Source organism: Mycobacterium sp. IS-2888 (genome assembly GCF_001954215.1).
Classification (GTDB): Bacteria; Actinomycetota; Actinomycetes; order Mycobacteriales; family Mycobacteriaceae; genus Mycobacterium.
Map to the genome: position 1 here is coordinate 88,876 of NZ_MBET01000018.1, position 15,577 is coordinate 104,452.

General features: G+C 67.6%; 18 protein-coding genes. 3 read left to right on the forward strand and 15 right to left on the reverse strand.

From position 1 onward, the window contains the following. Positions 1 to 14: 14 nt before the first annotated feature. Positions 15 to 995 carry an NAD-dependent epimerase/dehydratase family protein gene (locus tag A5745_RS02960; RefSeq protein ID WP_076115045.1) on the reverse strand — a complete coding sequence of 327 codons (981 nt, stop codon included), beginning with the start codon at positions 993 to 995 and terminating at the stop codon, positions 15 to 17. Positions 996 to 1,267: 272 nt separating this feature from the next. Here A5745_RS02960 and A5745_RS02965 point away from each other — a divergent pair, with 272 nt between their 5' ends. Next, complete coding sequence (locus tag A5745_RS02965) at positions 1,268 to 2,023, forward strand: GAF and ANTAR domain-containing protein (protein ID WP_076063493.1); 756 nt, start codon at positions 1,268 to 1,270, stop codon at positions 2,021 to 2,023. A 1-nt stretch (position 2,024) separates the two neighbouring features. Here the strand turns inward: A5745_RS02965 and A5745_RS02970 are convergent, their stop codons facing one another. From A5745_RS02970 to rplS, 4 genes are read right to left on the reverse strand one after another with little or no spacing between them, the layout of a single operon-like run. Further along, positions 2,025 to 2,330, reverse strand: coding sequence for a DUF2469 domain-containing protein (locus tag A5745_RS02970; RefSeq protein WP_007171389.1), 306 nt, complete (start codon positions 2,328 to 2,330; stop codon positions 2,025 to 2,027). 56 nt (positions 2,331 to 2,386) lie between these two features. Next, entirely contained in the window at positions 2,387 to 3,106 is a 720-nt protein-coding gene (locus A5745_RS02975; RefSeq protein WP_076115061.1) for a ribonuclease HII, read from the reverse strand. 14 nt (positions 3,107 to 3,120) lie between these two features. Further along, positions 3,121 to 4,011: a signal peptidase I gene (gene lepB, locus A5745_RS02980; protein WP_076115046.1), complete on the reverse strand. Its 891-nt coding sequence runs from the start codon at positions 4,009 to 4,011 to the stop codon at positions 3,121 to 3,123. 54 nt (positions 4,012 to 4,065) lie between these two features. Next, entirely contained in the window at positions 4,066 to 4,407 is a 342-nt protein-coding gene (gene rplS, locus A5745_RS02985) for a 50S ribosomal protein L19 (RefSeq protein WP_076063490.1), read from the reverse strand. A 347-nt stretch (positions 4,408 to 4,754) separates the two neighbouring features. On the opposite strand from rplS, the gene A5745_RS02990 reads away from it, so the two are divergent. Then, positions 4,755 to 5,726, forward strand: coding sequence for a hypothetical protein (locus A5745_RS02990; protein WP_076115047.1), 972 nt, complete (start codon positions 4,755 to 4,757; stop codon positions 5,724 to 5,726). On the opposite strand, the gene trmD is transcribed toward A5745_RS02990, so the two are convergent. From trmD to A5745_RS03030, 8 genes are all read right to left on the reverse strand, one after another. Continuing rightward, positions 5,723 to 6,412 carry a tRNA (guanosine(37)-N1)-methyltransferase TrmD gene (gene trmD / locus A5745_RS02995; RefSeq protein WP_076115048.1) on the reverse strand — a complete coding sequence of 230 codons (690 nt, stop codon included), beginning with the start codon at positions 6,410 to 6,412 and terminating at the stop codon, positions 5,723 to 5,725. The two genes, A5745_RS02990 and trmD, sit on opposite strands and share 4 nt — an antisense overlap. A 2-nt stretch (positions 6,413 to 6,414) precedes the next feature. Next, positions 6,415 to 6,951: a ribosome maturation factor RimM gene (gene rimM / locus A5745_RS03000; protein WP_076063484.1), complete on the reverse strand. Its 537-nt coding sequence runs from the start codon at positions 6,949 to 6,951 to the stop codon at positions 6,415 to 6,417. 13 nt (positions 6,952 to 6,964) lie between these two features. Next, on the reverse strand, positions 6,965 to 7,207 hold the full coding sequence (locus A5745_RS03005; protein WP_003878715.1) for an RNA-binding protein: 243 nt from the start codon (positions 7,205 to 7,207) through the stop codon (positions 6,965 to 6,967). Between the two features lie 5 nt (positions 7,208 to 7,212). Then, positions 7,213 to 7,773: a 30S ribosomal protein S16 gene (gene rpsP, locus A5745_RS03010; RefSeq protein WP_076115049.1), complete on the reverse strand. Its 561-nt coding sequence runs from the start codon at positions 7,771 to 7,773 to the stop codon at positions 7,213 to 7,215. Between the two features lie 161 nt (positions 7,774 to 7,934). Continuing rightward, entirely contained in the window at positions 7,935 to 8,366 is a 432-nt protein-coding gene (locus tag A5745_RS03015) for a nuclear transport factor 2 family protein (RefSeq protein ID WP_076115062.1), read from the reverse strand. A 32-nt stretch (positions 8,367 to 8,398) separates the two neighbouring features. Beyond that, positions 8,399 to 9,175 (reverse strand): S9 family peptidase, encoded by a 777-nt coding sequence (locus A5745_RS03020; protein WP_254848481.1) that lies wholly within the window; start codon positions 9,173 to 9,175, stop codon positions 8,399 to 8,401. Positions 9,176 to 9,188: 13 nt separating this feature from the next. Then, positions 9,189 to 9,920, reverse strand: a complete 732-nt coding sequence (locus tag A5745_RS03025) for a tryptophan 2,3-dioxygenase family protein (RefSeq protein WP_083662669.1) — start codon at positions 9,918 to 9,920, stop codon at positions 9,189 to 9,191. 82 nt (positions 9,921 to 10,002) lie between these two features. Further along, positions 10,003 to 11,388: an NAD(P)/FAD-dependent oxidoreductase gene (locus A5745_RS03030; RefSeq protein ID WP_175879753.1), complete on the reverse strand. Its 1,386-nt coding sequence runs from the start codon at positions 11,386 to 11,388 to the stop codon at positions 10,003 to 10,005. A gap of 67 nt (positions 11,389 to 11,455) precedes the next feature. Between A5745_RS03030 and A5745_RS03035 the strand changes: the two genes are divergently transcribed. Further along, entirely contained in the window at positions 11,456 to 12,307 is an 852-nt protein-coding gene (locus tag A5745_RS03035) for an alpha/beta fold hydrolase (RefSeq protein WP_175879754.1), read from the forward strand. A gap of 117 nt (positions 12,308 to 12,424) precedes the next feature. On the opposite strand, the gene A5745_RS03040 is transcribed toward A5745_RS03035, so the two are convergent. Then, the gene (locus tag A5745_RS03040) at positions 12,425 to 13,225 is read right to left on the reverse strand and encodes a class I SAM-dependent methyltransferase (protein WP_076115053.1); all 801 of its coding nucleotides are present in this window, start codon (positions 13,223 to 13,225) and stop codon (positions 12,425 to 12,427) included. A gap of 13 nt (positions 13,226 to 13,238) precedes the next feature. Continuing rightward, the coding region (locus tag A5745_RS03045) for a tryptophan 2,3-dioxygenase family protein (protein ID WP_254848482.1) at positions 13,239 to 15,577 on the reverse strand (2,339 nt) is incomplete at its 5' end.

A 15,577-nucleotide genomic window follows, 5' to 3' on the forward strand; every position in this document is an offset into this window, starting at 1 on the left:
CTCTCACACCGCCTTCACACCGACCCAGCGAGCTCCGCCAAGGTCTCCGCCGCGGAGTGCACCGGCCGCCAACCGAGTTCCTTTTTCGCCTTGGCGGTGTCCATCACCACCGACGTCCGGGCGACGTGCAGCCACTCCAGCATCGACGGGGCGAACGGCACGCGCGAAATCGCCGCGGACGCCGCCGACGCGGCGGCGGCGGGCACCCGTATCGGCCGGCCCCCGAGCGCCTTCGCCACCTCGGACACCGTCACCAGGCCGTCCGCGGCGATGTTGTATGCGCCTGGCGGCGTCGGAGCGGTGGCCGCGAGTGCGATCGCGGTGGCGACGTCGTCATGGTGGACCAATTGCAACGGGAAACCGGGATCCGGCACAACCGGTTTCAGCGCCGGCACCATCTTGGTCACCGCGCGAATCGGACCGGGCAGCCGGTTCCACGGCATCGCGTCGGCCAGCGCGGGCGCGTTGGGTCCGGCGACGATGCACGGCCGCAGGATGAATACCTCGAGCGACGAGTCCCGGGTGATCTCGGCGAGCAACGCCTCACACGCCGCCTTCTGCGCGGAGTAGTAGTGCTCGGGTGACCCGCGCGGGGGCACGTCTTCGGTGAGCGGGACGGGGTTGTCGGGGTGGTAGCCATAGGCCGCGACCGAGGAGGTATACACCAGGCGCCGCGACCGCACGCTGTTGACCGTCACCTCGAACACGTTGCGCGCGCCCTGCAGGTTGATGCGCTCGCTCTCCTCGCGCGACCCCATGATGAGGAACGCCAGGTGGACCACCACATCGGCCTGCGCGACCAGCGCGTCGACGGCCTCACGGTCGAGGATGTCGCCCTGCTGGTAGGTGGTCTTCACCCAGCCGCGCGACGACGGGTCGAACGGCCGCCGCGCCATTCCGACGATTTTCTCCACCGCGGGCTCACGCTCCAGCGCCGTCACCGCGGAGATGCCGATTTCGCCCGTCGGCCCGGTCACCGCAACCGTCATTCCCACCTCAGGTCTCTTCCCGGGGGAGGGGCAGCCAAACCGTGACCGCGAAAATCGCAGGTTGTCGCCGCGGTTTCCGTGCCGCAAGCCAGTGAGAGCTGCATTTCGATGGGTATACGTACGGGCGGCGCCGCGTCGCATCTGTGGCGCTGACCCGCAGCTGGGGACCGCCGGTACCCCCAGAACGCACACAGCGTGTCGAGCTCGTGTCAGAACCCGATAATCTACGGCCACTGACGCGGGTCGAATAGACGACACCGCCGGAAATGAGGCACAACATGGCAGACGAATCAATGGCCGACGCGGCGCCGCCCGGCGCGGAGAAGGCCGACCCCGCGACCGTCTTCGCGGCGCTTGCCGAAATCATTTACCAGGGCTCGGACGCCTCGCAGATGTACGCGGCCATCTGCGTCGCCGCGACCCTGGCCATCCGTGGCTGCGACCACGCCAGCCTGTTGGTCCGCGAGAACGACCGCTACGTCACCGTCGGCGCCAGCGACCGGCTCGCGCAGCGGATCGACGAGCTGGAACGCCGCGCCGGCGACGGCCCGTGCATCGATGCGATCGAGGAGGAAACCCCGCAGATCGACCCCGACCTCACCACACCGTCGCTGTGGCCAAAGCTCGCCTCGGTTCTTGTCGAGGAGACCCCGGTGCGTGGCGCGATGGGCTTCCGGCTGCTGGTCAACAAGCGCAAAGGGGCCGCGCTGAACCTGTTCAGCGACACACCCAACATGTTCGACGCCGAGTCCGCCGGACGAGCGGCGGTGTTGGCGTCGTTCGCCAGCGTGGCCATCAACGCCATCGCCAAGGGCGAGGACGCCGCCAGCCTGCGACGTGGGCTGCTCAGCAACCGCGAAATCGGCAAGGCGGTCGGCATGTTGATGCTGCTGCACGAGATGACCGAGGACGAGGCGTTCGAGCTGCTGCGGCGCCATTCTCAGGCGCTGAACATCAAGCTCGCGGAAGTGGCTCGGGCGGTCATCGAAAACCGCGGTCAGCTGCCATCCAACGGCCAGACCGGTCCAGATTGAGCTATTCGGGCAGCCGCAGTTCGGGCTTTTCGACCTCTTCGATGTTGACGTCCTTGAAGGTGACCACGCGCACCTGCTTGACGAACCGCGCGGGGCGGTACATGTCCCACACCCACGCGTCGGACAGCCGCAGCTCAAAGTAGACCTCGCCGTCGGCGTTGCGCGGCACCATCTCCACGCTGTTGGCCAGATAGAAGCGTCGCTCGGTTTCCACCACGTAGCTGAACTGGCCGACGATGTCCTTGTATTCGCGGTAGAGCGAGAGCTCCATCTCGGTTTCGTACTTTTCGAGATCCTCAGCACTCATCTGCGACTCATCTACTCAGACGTCCTTTTCCCGGCAATCCTGGTCCCCATCTTTCCTCACGAATATTCGCCGCCCAAGTCCGGTAGGTCCGGTTTACACTCCGCCACCACCCGGCCGTTTGACCCGTTCGCCACCCGGCGCACGTTGATGAACGAGTAGCGGTGCTCGGCGCACGGACCCAGCCGGTTCAGCGCCAGGCTGTGCGCGGGCGTGCCGTAGCCCTTGTGCTCGGCGAACCCGTAGCCGGGGTGCACGGCGTCCATCGCGACCATCAGCCGGTCGCGGCTGACTTTCGCCAGCACGCTGGCCGCGGCGATACAGGCGGCGGCCGCGTCCCCGCCGACCACCGGCAGCGACGGCATCGGCAGCCCGGGCACCCGAAAACCGTCGCTCAGCACATAGCCCGGACGCACCGACAGACCGGCGACGGCGCGGCGCATGCCCTCGATGTTGGCCACGTGCACGCCGCGCCGGTCCACTTCGACCGACGGGATGAACACCACGTGGTAGGCCACGGCGTAGCGGCAGATCAGGGGAAACAGCTTCTCCCGCACCTTTTCCGTGAGCTTTTTCGAATCGTCAAGCGCGGCAAGGCTTTCCAGCCGATTCGGCCCCAGCACGCAGGCCGCCACCACCAGCGGGCCCGCGCAGGCGCCCCGGCCGACCTCGTCGACCCCGGCCACCGGCCCCAGGCCGCTGCGGTGCAGCGCCGACTCCAGGGTTCGCAACCCCGACGACTTGCGGATCACCGTCCGCGGCGGCCAGGTCCGAGTCATATTCGGAGCCATGGCTACTGGCTCTGTTGGGGGTTCACCGAACCCACACCGCCCCATCGTGACGGCGGCCAGACGATGAACCTGGCCTTGCCGATGACATTGGGTACCGGCACCGTCCCCGACATCGGGTCACCGGTGCACAGCACCCCCCGAAGCGCGTCGGCCGGAACGCTGGTGCAGTGGGCGCGCGAGTCCGCCGAGTGCGTGCGGTTGTCCCCCATCACCCACAGCCGGCCCTGCGGGACGGTGACGGGCCCGAACTCGCTGCCCAGGCATGGGTACACCGACGGGTCGGCCATCATCGTGGACGGATCCAGGTATGGCTCCTTGAGCGGTTTGCCGTTGACCGTCAACCCGGTGTCGGCCCGGCACTGCACCGTTTGCCCCCCGACCGCGATGACGCGCTTGACCAGGTCGTTCTCGTCGGGCGGCACGAAACCGATGAACGACAACGCGTTCTGGACCATGCGCAGCGCGGCGTTGGGAGAACGGATCGACTTGTAGCCGACGTTCCACGACGGCGGTCCCTTGAAGACGATGACGTCGCCGGGGTGCGGCGCGCCGAAGCGGTAGCTGAGCTTGTCCACCATGATGCGGTCACCGACGCAGCCCGTGCAGCCGTGCAGCGTCGGTTCCATGGATTCCGACGGGATCAGGTAGGGGCGCGCCACGAACGTCAACATCACGTAGTAGAGGACGATCGCGATCACCGCCAGGATCGCGAGTTCGCGCAGCGCCGACTTCTTCTTCGGCTCCGGCTCGACCGCCTCGGGCGGCAAGGGGGGCTTTGGTGCCGGCGGCGGCTCGAGCCCGTCGGCGGGCGCCTCCGGGTCGCGGGTGGAGACCTTCGGCTCTGACTGACCAGGGTCGGACTGGGGCTCGGGTGCGTCCGGGGTATCGGTCACGAGATCAGCGTAGCCAGCGCGGATTGCGGCTTTGGCAGACCTGGGCGCACCGGGTCAGCGCTTCTCTTTGATCTTGGCCTTCTTGCCGCGGAGTTCACGCAGGTAGTACAGCTTGGCGCGGCGGACGTCGCCACGGGTCACCACCTCGATGTGGTCGATGTTCGGCGAATGCACCGGGAAAGTCCGCTCGACGCCGACGCCATAGCTCTCCTTGCGCACGGTGAACGTCTCGCGGATGCCGCCGCCCTGCCGGCGGATGACCACGCCCTTGAATACCTGGATGCGCTCCTTGGCGCCCTCGATCACCTTGACGTGCACGTTGATGGTGTCGCCCGGGCCGAAGACCGGGAGGTCGTCGCGCAGCGACGCCTGGTCGACGAAGTCCAGCCTGTTCATGGTGAGAAGACACTTCCTCGGGGTCGCGGCCTGGGGCAGCTGCCCACACGTGTGAGCCGGCCGCCAAGCCGATGGGTGTTCGGGCTTCCGGGCGTATCTCGCAGCGGGCGGGAAAGGTCCGGGCCGCTGATGGCTGCGAGACAACTGGTTAATTGTGCCAGACGGTTCGCGTGCATTGAAAATCACAGGTAAACCCGCGGTTCACAACGCGCCGAAATCGCTGGTGAATGGTACACATGACTCGGGTCAAAACGCGCTAGTCGAACCGCAACCTCAGCGTGATGCCCGGGCAGACGGCGATGCGGCCCGCCCACACGAACGTTTTCCCAGACGTCCGGAGGAGACTGATGCGCGCACGGCCGCTCACTGTGCTCACCGCCCTGGCGGCGGTGACACTGGTGATCGCCGGGTGCGACGAGGCCATCGTCGCGGCGAAGGTCTCCACGAAGGCGGCCAGCCGGCCGGCATACAGCACACCCGATCGCCCGGCGCAGCCCCCGCAGCAAGCCGAGCTCATGCGGGACATCGGCTCGATGCCGGCGCCACCGCGGGCGCTGCCCGGCTCCGGATTCGACGGACTGCAGGCGCGGATCCAGCAGGCGAACGACGAAGCCGCCGCCGCCGGCGCCGCCCTGTCGGTCGCCATCCTCGACCGCAAGACCCATCAACTGGTCTCCAGCGGCAACACTCAGATCGTCGGCACCGCATCGGTGGCCAAGCTGTTCATCGCCGACGATCTGCTACTGGCCGAATCCGAGGGCAAGACCGTCCTGTCCCCGGACGACCGCCAGGCGCTGGACGTGATGTTGCAGTCCTCCGACGACGGCGCCGCCGAGAAATTCTGGGGCCAGGGCGGGGGGGACGCCATCATCACCCAGGTCGCGGGCCGCTACGGACTTTCGTCGACCACCCCGCCCAGCGACGGGCGCTGGTGGAACACCATGAGCTCGCTGACGGACCTGGTCCATTACTACGACGTCCTGCTCGACGGCTCGGGCGGGTTACCGGCGGAGCGCGCCAAGATCATCGTCAACGATCTGGCGCAGTCCACCCCGAACGGAATCGACGGCTACCCACAGCGATTCGGTATTCCCGAGGGTCTGTACGCCGAATCGGTGGCGGTCAAGCAGGGCTGGATGTGCTGTATCGGCAGCGCATGGGTGCATCTGTCGACCGGAGTGATCGGCGCGGACCACCGCTACGTCATGGTTGTTCAGTCGCTGCAGACGTCCGATGACACCACCGCGCGCGACACGATCACCCGTGCGGTCAAGACGATATTTCCCAACGGGCGAATCGGATCCATCCGCACCGATTAGTCGCTGGACAGGTCGGGCCGGCGCTCCCGAGTCCACTGCTGCGAAACCTCGCGACGCCAGGCGGCGATTCGCGCATGATCGCCGGACAGCAGGACGTCGGGAACGTCGAGGCCACGCCAGCTCGGTGGCCGGGTATAGCTCGGCCCCTCCAAGAGCCCGTCGAGTTGCGGCGAATGCGAATCCTCGCGGTGTGACGCGGGATTGCCCAGGACGCCGGTCAGCAGCCGCAACACCGCTTCGATCATCACGACGGCCGCCGACTCGCCGCCCGGCAGCACATAGTCGCCGATCGAGACTTCTTCGACCCGCATCCGGCGCCCGGCATCCTCGACGACCCGCTGGTCGATGCCTTCGTAGCGGCCGCAGGCGAACACCAGGTGCGCCTCGCCGCTCCAGCGTTGCGCGGTGGCCTGCTTGAACAATGTGCCCGCGGGGGTGGGGACGACTAATAGTGTGTCGTCGGAACAGATTTCGTCGAGCGCTTCGCCCCACACGGGCGCCTTCATCACCATGCCCGGGCCGCCGCCGTAGGGCGCGTCGTCGACCGAACGATGCACATCGTGGGTCCACCGCCGCAGATCGTGCACCCGCAGGTCGACCAGACCCGACTCGATCGCCTTGCCCGGCAACGACTGTCGCAGCGGGTCGAGATACGCCGGGAAGATCGTCACCACATCCATGCGCATGACTACCCCAGCTCCAGCAGGCCCTCGGGCGGGTCGATCTCGACGACACCTGTGCCCGGGCCGTCGTTCACCGACACCGACGTGACGATCGCGCCGACGAACGGCACCAACACTTCCCCGTCGTCATCCCGTCGTACCGCCAACAACTCGCCCGCCGCTGTGTGCAGCACCTCGGTAACGACGCCGACGTCGTGCCCCGTCGTCGTCCGGACGCGCAGGCCCTCGAGCTGATGGTCGTAGTAGGTGTCCGGCTCGTCGATCGGTGGCAGGTCGTCGGAATCCACCACGAACAGGTTGCCGCGCAACGCCTCGGCGGCGTCACGGTCGTCCACGCCGGTCAACCGCACGAGCAGCCGTCCGCCGTGCTCTCGGACGTCGGCGACGACATAGCTGCGCTCGGGGCCGTCGCCTCGAGATTGCCTGGCGCGCAACGTAACACCGGGCGCAAACCGGGCGGCGGGATCGTCGGTGTGGACCTCCACCACCACCTCACCGCCGATGCCGTGCGCTTTGACGACGCGCCCGACGAGCAGCTCCATGAGCAGCGCTGCCCTACTGGTCGGTGTCCACCACGTCGACGCGGATACCGCGGCCACCGATGCCGGCGACCAGCGTGCGCAATGCGGTCGCGGTCCGTCCCCCCCGACCGATCACCTTGCCCAGGTCGTCCGGATGAACGTGTACTTCGACGGTTCGGCCGCGCCGACTGGTCACCATGTCCACCCGAACATCGTCGGGGTTGTCGACGATCCCGCGGACCAGATGCTCGACGGCATCCACGACGACGGTGCTCACGTCAGTCAGCTTTCGGTGGTCGGTTCGGACTGCTCGCCGCCCTCGGCCGGCGCCTGAGCCTTCTCGGCTTCGGGGCTGGCTTCGGCGCTGGGCTCAGCGCTCGTCTCCGGAGCGGCCTCGGCGGCGGGCTCGGCGCTCGTCTCGGGCGCGGGCTCGGCGGCCTTGGCGGCCTTCTTGGCCGGGGCCTTCTTCTTCGGCTTCGCGGCCTCGGTGGTGGGTTCGCCCTCGGCGGCGGCCAACGCGGCGTTGAACAGCTCGAGCTTGCTGGGCTTGGCCGGCTTGACCTTCAGGCGACCCTCCGCGCCCGGCAGCCCCTTGAACTTCTGCCAGTCGCCGGTGATCTTCAGCAATTTGAGCACGGGCTCGGTCGGCTGGGCGCCCACGGAAAGCCAGTACTGGGCACGCTCGGAGTTGATCTCGATGAGGCTCGGGTCTTCCTTCGGGTGGTAGCGGCCGATTACCTCGATCGAGCGGCCGTCGCGCCGCGTGCGTGCGTCGGCGACGGCGATTCGGTACTGGGGATTGCGGATTTTGCCAAGCCGAGTGAGCTTGATCTTCACAGCCATGGTTAAGCGAGTTCTCCTGTGTGTGTCACGCTGCAATTCAGCGAGCCGGGCGGACTGCCCGGATCCGGTTTTGCCTCGCGTGTGTGACCGCCCAACGGCCGTAGTCGCGGGGCGGACAGCCGCCCATTGTGCCAGAACGCGGTCCCCCGGCGGAAATTCGCCTACATCACCTTCTGGAAGGTCTTGGTCTCCACCCGGCGCGTCATCCGCCAGCCCTCGGGGGTGCGCACGAACTCGTCGTCGTACCACAGGCCGCAAAACAGCACCTGCTCTTGTTTTGCTTGGGGGTCGCCGGGCAGCACCATCGGGTTGAAGCAGATCACCCGAGACGACGCGGTGTCCCCCTCGATGCGCACCGAGAAGTTGCCGAGCATGTGCGCATACACCGGGAAGGTCGGCAACACTTCGGACAGCCACTTCTTCACCTCGGGGTAGCGGCCATCGATGCCGCCGAGCTCGCGGTAGTCGATGTACGCGTCGGGGGTGAAGACCTTGTCCAAATCGTCGAAGCGGCGGTTGTCGATGGCGGTGGAATAGTCCACCAGCAGCTGCTGGATCTCGAGGCGGTCGGAAATTTCGGCCAGGCTCAACATGCCTTGATTCAACACCGGAGACCGACGGCCAGCTACGCGAGATCGATGACCGCCGCACGGCACGCCGCCCACGCGGGCGAGGCCACATCGATCAGCGCGTAGTGATCGGTGCCGGGGAGCGTCAGCAGCCGGGAGTCGTCGCCGGCGTGCCGAGCCGCCGCGACGAAGCGTTGCGACTGCCCCAGTGGCACGTCGCCGTCGTCGGTGCCGTGCACGCAAACCGAAGGAACGCCCATCGGAAGCAGTGCGCTGGGGCTGGCCAGCGAGCGGGCCTCAGCGTCGCTCCCGGGACCGAGGAAGTCGCGAACCGCTCCGGCGCCCAGGTCCTCCTCCAGCGCCAGCGCCAGGTCCAGGACCCCCGCCTGGCTGACGAAACCGGTTAGCGGCACGAGGGGCGAGGCCCCGGGCGCGCCGGCGGGCAGCGACCCCCGGCCGGCCAGCCAGCCGGCAAGCTGACCGCCCGCGGAGTGCCCGATCGCGACCACCCGCGACAGGTCGAGGCGGCCCGCTGCCAGGTTCTGGCCGGTCGCGGCCAGCAGGTCGACTGCGGCGGCGACGTCGAGGCAGGTGGCCGGCCAGCCACCGCCCCCGCGATCCGGGTCCTCGCCCACCCTGCGGTATTCGATGTTCCAGGCGGCGAAGCCGTGCCGCGCCAGATCCTCGGCCAGCTCGGAGGCCAGGTCGGCGCCGTAGGCCGTCCGCCAGAACCCGCCGTGGACGACGACGGCAACCGGCCAGGGACCCGGGCCGTCGGGAAGGCTGAGCACGCCGTACTGGCTCGGATGGGTGCCATAGCGCACGAGCGTCACGCGCAAACGTGTCCTACGACGGGCGGGGAGTCCCGTCCAGGCAATCGATCAGGTAGCTGACCCCGGCCGAGCCCCCGGTGCCCGGGCCGTCCCCGATGAAACGGCGGACCGCGTCCACGTGGCCGAGCCGCCAGCGGGTGAGGCCGGCGATGAACACGTCGAGCTGCGCGTTCAAGTGCAGTTTCTGCCGGCGGCTAGCGCTGTCGCCGGCGCGCCGATCGGCGGTGATCTCCAGCAGCCCCGCCACGGGAGCGTGGTCCGCGCCCGTCAGCAAGGTCGCGAGCTGAGGGGACTGTGCCGCGCTCACGCCCTGTAAGTGCGGCCGGAACCGGTGGAAGTCGTCCACCGCGAGATGTTCCAGGGCGCCCTGCGTCGTGAGCGTCAGCTCCAGCACGGCGTTGGCACGCTTCAAGCGATCGATCGCCTTGTCGAAGTCCCCCCGGCGAGCGGCCTCGAGCGCGACCTCGAGGTCCGCGAGGATCTGCGAAACCCACAGCTCAGAGACTTGGTGGATGATCAGGAAGAATCGCTCGTCGCCCCAGGCGGCGGGGTCGCCGTCGGCGAACAAGGGCCGGACGGCGTCGAGCAGGCCGTCGAGGTGCAGGTAATCGGCGTAGGTGAGCCTCTTGCCCCCGGCAGTTCGCTCGGCCTCGCCGCCGTCATGGTCCGAAAGACCACTGGCCGGGCATACCGCGGGAATTACGTTCACCGAACCGGCATGCGTAGCCCACCCGTTACTCCCCATGTCTGGCACCGTACCCGAGCATTTGCCCGCCGGGGCCGTATTCCGCGATGTCGTTGTCTGGCTCGACCCAGAGCGAAAGCGCTCAGGGGCCCCCTGCGCGCAGACCCTCAACCCCAGTGGCTCGGGCCATTTTGGGGCGCCGGTTTGCTGCGACGAGCCGCATCAGGAACGAGGGCTGCATTAGCCGGCCCGGTGGGTCGACAAAGTGCTGCACCCGCAGGAGCGCTTCGGTGACCGCCGGATCGTTGGCTGCGGCTGCCTGCACCTTCTCCGAGTGCCAGTTCATCAAGCGCCGTAGCGCCCGACGCCAACCATCCGCGTGTGACACGGCGAAATCGTTGAGACGGTTCCCCCGCCAAACGGGGGCGATCTGCTTGGCAGCCGCCTTGAAGAATCGCCGACTGAGGTCGCCGTCGCGATCGGCCAGGCAGTCTCGAAGCGCGACGGCCTGCAGCGCGGCCATGGTCATGCCCTGCATGTACACCGGGTTGAAGCTGCAGATCGCGTCGCCGATCACCAGCAGCCCCGCCGGGAATTGGCGCAGTTTGTCATAGCGCCGCCAGGTGCTGGCCGGGTATCGCTGCGCGGACACCGCACCGAGCGGCTCGGCGGCCCGCAGCGCGTCGATCAGAAAGGGCGGCGCGAATTCCGCGGCGCAGTCGATGATGCCGGGCAGGTCGTCGGGCAGTTCGTAGCCGTCGATGCCGAACAGGGTCAAAATCCAGGTGCCGTGCTCGTAGGCCACCACCACCACGCCGACCGGCCGGTCGGGCGTGAGGCCCACCGAGATGGCGTTCTCGTCGAGCATGCCCGGGGGAATGCGGAGAAATTGGCTGGCATAGCTCAGCTGCACCGGGTAGCGCTGCTCGACGGGTCGCTCGTAGCCCAGGTTGTCGAGGAACGCCGGCATGCGCGCGGCCCGGCCCGTCGCATCGACCACCATGTCGGCATCCAGCACGGTTTCCGCACCGGTGTCACGGTTGACCACGCGAACGCCGGTCACCCGATGGGCCTGGCCCGCGATCGGCTCGACGACGTCATGGCCCTCCAAAAACGTCAGGTTCGCGAGGGCGCGGACCCGTCGCCTGACGTGGGCCTCCAAAAAGGGCCGGCTCGGTTGATAGATGAAAAGCGCTGCCGGGTCGGCAAATTCGCCGGAGAAGTCGAGCTCGTGCCGGCCCAACTGGACATAGGCACGCGATTGGTCGTTGTCGAGGACGATGGCGCCATCAGCGACAAGTTCGTCGAGCAGGCCGGGGAACAGCTCGCTCAGGGCTTTCGACCCGGTGCTCAGTAGCGCATGGAAGTGCCGTCCCTGGGGCACGCCTCGGCGCTGCTCGGCGCCGTCGGGCAGCCGGTCGCGCTCGACAAGCGTCACCGTTTCGTAAAAGTCCGACAGCACTCGAGCGGCCAGCAGCCCGGCCATACTCGCGCCGCAGACAACGGCTCGCTGTCCGAGCTTGCTCATCGGCACCCCCCTCCTTCCACGCAAGTATGGCTTCTGTATGGCCTCTGTATGGCATAGAAGTAGAACAATGGGCGAGGCAATTCGGCTGACGGACGGGCGCACGATCGGATACGCCGAGTACGGCAACCGAGACGGGCAGGCGCTGTTCTACTTTCACGGCGATCCCGGTTCTCGGCTCGAGGCAAGGTTTTTGGCGCAGGCCGCCGAGGACGCCGGCGTTCGGCTGCTCGGCGTGGATCGCCCGGGCATGGGGCTCTCGACCTATCAACCCCGGCGCCGGCTGCTCGACTGGCCCGACGATGTGGCCGAGCTTGCCGACGGGCTGGGTATCGACCGGTTCTCGGTCGTCGGGGTCGCCAGCGGTGGACCCCACGCGGCGGCGTGCGCCTACCGGATCCCGGGCCGGCTCAACGCCTGCGGCCTGGTCTCCCCCCTCGGCCCCTTCGGTCCGGTTAGGGCTCTGCTGTCCAGGTCGATACCGTGGGTCGTCACCCGGCTGACGTCTCGCTTGTTCGCCGACGCCGAGCGCGGTCAGCGACGGCTGCGGCGCCTGGCGCGCGGCTGGGTCGAACCGGACCGGCTGGTCCTCGACCAACCCGGGGTCGCCGAGCTCATGGCCGCCGTGCTGGCCGACGCGTTCCGGCAAGGCCCGCGCGGCCCCGCCCGCGAGGGCGCAATATTCGGGCACCCGTGGGGTTTCTCGTGGCGCGACATCGAAATGTCCGAGGTCTACCTCTGGCACGGCGAGCTCGACCGCTCGGTGCCGATCGGCGTGGCCCGCGCGATCGCCGACGAACTACCCCACTGCACTGCCACCTACTACCCCGACGAGGGGCACATCTCCCTGATCGTCAATCGCGCCGGCGACCTTGTGGCCGCCCTCACCGGTGGCGGATCACACGAAGGCGGCACGCAGTAGACCCCGAGTCGGCTCCAACTGCCGTCGCAGCCCGTGATTCCTTGCGTAGCTGGGTTATTCGTCGGTGAGCGCCGTGCGCACCAGGGCGGGGGTTGGCTGTGCTCGAACTGTTCGAGTTCACCGGGACCGCGGTTCGTGATCCCGGTGACGATTGCCGGGTTGCCGTGCGCGACTCGCAACCACCACCATCGCGCCCCGCGCGCGGCGGAATTCGACGTTAATCGCCGGGTCCGCATCGTGGGCGAGCGCACGTAGCGCCGACAGGCTATAGGCGCGTAGTGCGCTGATTACCTCGTCGTGTATTAGCGGCAATAGCGCAGCAAACGGCAGCGTCAGTGCCAGCATCATCAAGTGGACCGGTGCTGACGGCCTGTGGGCGTCAATGATCAACAACTTGTCTGCAGCGCGGGTCCCTTCGGCGAACACCCGGGAGGCCAGTGCAGGCGGCAAGTGATGCAACGACAGCGCAAACACTGCGAGGTCGTACTCCCCGTCTTGCGCGTCGATTGCCGCGGCATCCATTTCGCGCACCGTGGCGCGGGGGTGACTGCCGAGGTCACTGGCGGCGATGGCCGCCACAAACGTGGGATCGATGTCGGTCACTGTGACCTGAGCGGTGGGATGAATCTCCAGCAGCTTGCGGGACAGCCCGCCGTGACCGGACCCGAGTTCTAAGACCTTGGGAGAGGAGATATCGGCCACCTCATCAAGCGCCATACGGGCGCCCGTCGTGTGCAGGGCAAACAACCGTTCGACCCTGTCAAGCGAGCGAATCACCCTGCGCTTAAGTTTGTCGACATCGTCGCGATCCAGGTATTCCAGCCGGTTGGTCTGCAACCGCCGGTCCAGCCAGGAAGCGTCAGGCCCGCCCCGGGGCATGGTCGCGATGTCGCGAGCCGGCTCGTCGATGTTCGCCATGGTGGGTGCCTCCTTATAATGGGCGGCTTGCCTCGATCAATTGATCGATCAGGTAGTCGACGCCGGCGCTGCCGCCGGTGCCTCGGTTTCCGCCAATGAAGCGGCGGACTGCGTCCACGTGAGCCAGCCGCCACCGCGTCAGGCCGGCGATGAACACATCGAGCTGCGCGCCCAGTTGCAGTTTCTTTCGGCGGTCGCCGCCGTCGTCGTCGCGCCGATCGGCGGCAATCTCGAGGAGGCCCTTCACCGGAGCGTGTCGAACGCCCCGCAGCAAGATTTCGAATTGCGCCGACTGTGCCGCGCTCACACCCTGTAATCGAGGCCGGAACCGATGGAAGTCATCCACCGCAAGATGTTGTAGGGCACCCTGTGTCGTCAACACCAGTTCGAGCACGGCGTTGGCACGCTTCAAGCGTTCGATCGCCCTGTCGAAGTCCGCCAGGCGGGCGGCCTCCAGCGCGACCTCGAGATCGGCGAGGATCTGCGAAACCCACAGTTCGGAGGTTTGGTGGATGATCAGGAAGTATCTTTCGTCGCCCCAAGCGCAACGGTCGCCGTCTGCGAACAAGGGCCGCACGGCGTCGAGCAGTTGGTCGAGGTGCAGGTAATCGTCGTAGCGCAGCCTGCTCGTATCTCCCGGCTTCGGTTCGGCCGCGATGTCGGCAGGAGCCAAGCCTCCCCCACCGCTTCGCACATGCGCGCAGATGCCGCCGAGGGCGTCAAACCACAACCGGCTGAGCTGGGTGACCTGCTCGCGATCCAGGGCCGATGGCGCCCACGTCCACTGGACGTGCAGTTGCGGGCCGGCGTCGGTGTCGACGGTGATGGCGTTGACGGCCGCGGTGTGCGCCAGCGGCATGGCGCGGCCGGCGGCGCCGCTGTCGGTGAACGACGATCCCCAATAGCCGATCCGCCAGACTTCACCATCGGCCGAAGCATCGAGCACCGGTACACCCAGGCGTCCCAGGTAGTTGAACCCGATCGGCGGGTCGGGCCCGGCCAGATCAACATCGGTGTTCAGATAGCGCAGCAGCCCATAGGTCAGGGGCTGGGGTAGCGCACGAAGTTGCGCTGTAGCGTCCTTGATCACCAGGCCCAGTGCTGATTCGCCGGCCGTCACGTGTGTCCAAGGCAGCCCGCCGACCGTCAACGACACCGGGGATTTGGTGGTGAACCACCCCACGGTGCGCGACAGGTCAACATCGGGGGCCAGCTCCTCGTCGCGTCCGTGGCCCTCGACGTCGATGCCGATCGGGGTGTCGCCGGTGCCCAAAAACTCCGCCCACGCCAAGGCGAACGCGATCAGCAGGATCTCGTGCACCCCGGCATCACACCCGACGGGCACCTCGCCGAGCAGCGTGCGGGTGGTCTCGACATCCAGCGACGCCTCCATGTGCTCAGCCGTGACAAACGTATCGACGTCGGGGTGAACCGCGGGCAGCGCGGGAGGGATCGCCACGACCTCCCTCCAGGCGTCCGCTTGGCCCACGACTTCCGGGCAGCGCGCATACTCGGCCAGCAGCGACGCCCAGCGGGCAAACGATGTCCCCGCCGCGGGCAATACCACTTGCCGGCCCACCCGGTGTTGACTCCAGGCGGTGTTGAGGTCATCCAGCAATATCCGCCACGACACCACGTCGACGGCCAGATGATTCACGATCAGCGCCAATTGGCGGGTGGAAGCGACCCACAGCGCGCTGAGTACCGCCCCGGCGGCCGGATTCAACCGAGATTGCGCCTCCGCCAGCGCCTCGTCGGACCACACGTCCACCGAGTGCAGGCAATCGCTCGCATCCACCGAGCCCACGCCGGGCACCTCCAGAGACCAGCCGCCAGCGACGTCGTCGTCGACCCGGAGCCGCAGCATGGCATGCCGATCCAGCAAGGCCTGCAGCATGACCACCACGTCGGCCTCGCTGACCCCCGAGGGAGCCTGCAACAACGCCATCAGATTGAACTGCTCAACCGGGCCGTGAACACTTTGCAGCCAACGCATGATCGGGGTAGCCAACACCGGCCCGACACCCTCGTCGATCGGGCCGGCTGCACCGTCGGCAATTCCAACCACCCGGGCCAGCCGGGCCACCGTCTGCTCGACGAAAATATCGCGCGGCCTGCACATCAGGCCGGCGGCACGGGCCTGCGCCACCACCTGCATCGACGAAATGCTGTCTCCGCCGAGGTCGAAGAAGGAGTCGTCGATGCTGACGTGGTCGTGTCCGAGTGTGTGGGCGTAGATGGCGGCCAGGATTTGTTCGGTGGGGGTGGTGGGGGCGCGGTAGGCGCTGGTCTCTGGAGGTGCCCGGCGTGGGCTCGGTGGATGCGAGCGATTGCCTGCACTCGGTGAATGAA

What these genes read in the sequence shown, in the direction of transcription:
- A5745_RS03025 (WP_083662669.1), bottom strand. Translation starts at nt 9,920, where the DNA reads ATGGGGAGTAACGGGTGGGCTACGCATGCCGGTTCGGTGAACGTAATT.
- A5745_RS02990 (WP_076115047.1), top strand. Translation starts at nt 4,755, where the DNA reads ATGCGCGCACGGCCGCTCACTGTGCTCACCGCCCTGGCGGCGGTGACA.
- A5745_RS02970 (WP_007171389.1), bottom strand. Translation starts at nt 2,330, where the DNA reads ATGAGTGCTGAGGATCTCGAAAAGTACGAAACCGAGATGGAGCTCTCG.
- A5745_RS03035 (WP_175879754.1), top strand. Translation starts at nt 11,456, where the DNA reads ATGGGCGAGGCAATTCGGCTGACGGACGGGCGCACGATCGGATACGCC.
- trmD (WP_076115048.1), bottom strand. Translation starts at nt 6,412, where the DNA reads ATGCGCATGGATGTGGTGACGATCTTCCCGGCGTATCTCGACCCGCTG.
- A5745_RS03040 (WP_076115053.1), bottom strand. Translation starts at nt 13,225, where the DNA reads ATGGCGAACATCGACGAGCCGGCTCGCGACATCGCGACCATGCCCCGG.
- A5745_RS02975 (WP_076115061.1), bottom strand. Translation starts at nt 3,106, where the DNA reads ATGACTCGGACCTGGCCGCCGCGGACGGTGATCCGCAAGTCGTCGGGG.
- A5745_RS03030 (WP_175879753.1), bottom strand. Translation starts at nt 11,388, where the DNA reads ATGAGCAAGCTCGGACAGCGAGCCGTTGTCTGCGGCGCGAGTATGGCC.
- rplS (WP_076063490.1), bottom strand. Translation starts at nt 4,407, where the DNA reads ATGAACAGGCTGGACTTCGTCGACCAGGCGTCGCTGCGCGACGACCTC.
- rimM (WP_076063484.1), bottom strand. Translation starts at nt 6,951, where the DNA reads ATGGAGCTGCTCGTCGGGCGCGTCGTCAAAGCGCACGGCATCGGCGGT.
- rpsP (WP_076115049.1), bottom strand. Translation starts at nt 7,773, where the DNA reads ATGGCTGTGAAGATCAAGCTCACTCGGCTTGGCAAAATCCGCAATCCC.
- A5745_RS02965 (WP_076063493.1), top strand. Translation starts at nt 1,268, where the DNA reads ATGGCAGACGAATCAATGGCCGACGCGGCGCCGCCCGGCGCGGAGAAG.
- A5745_RS03015 (WP_076115062.1), bottom strand. Translation starts at nt 8,366, where the DNA reads ATGTTGAGCCTGGCCGAAATTTCCGACCGCCTCGAGATCCAGCAGCTG.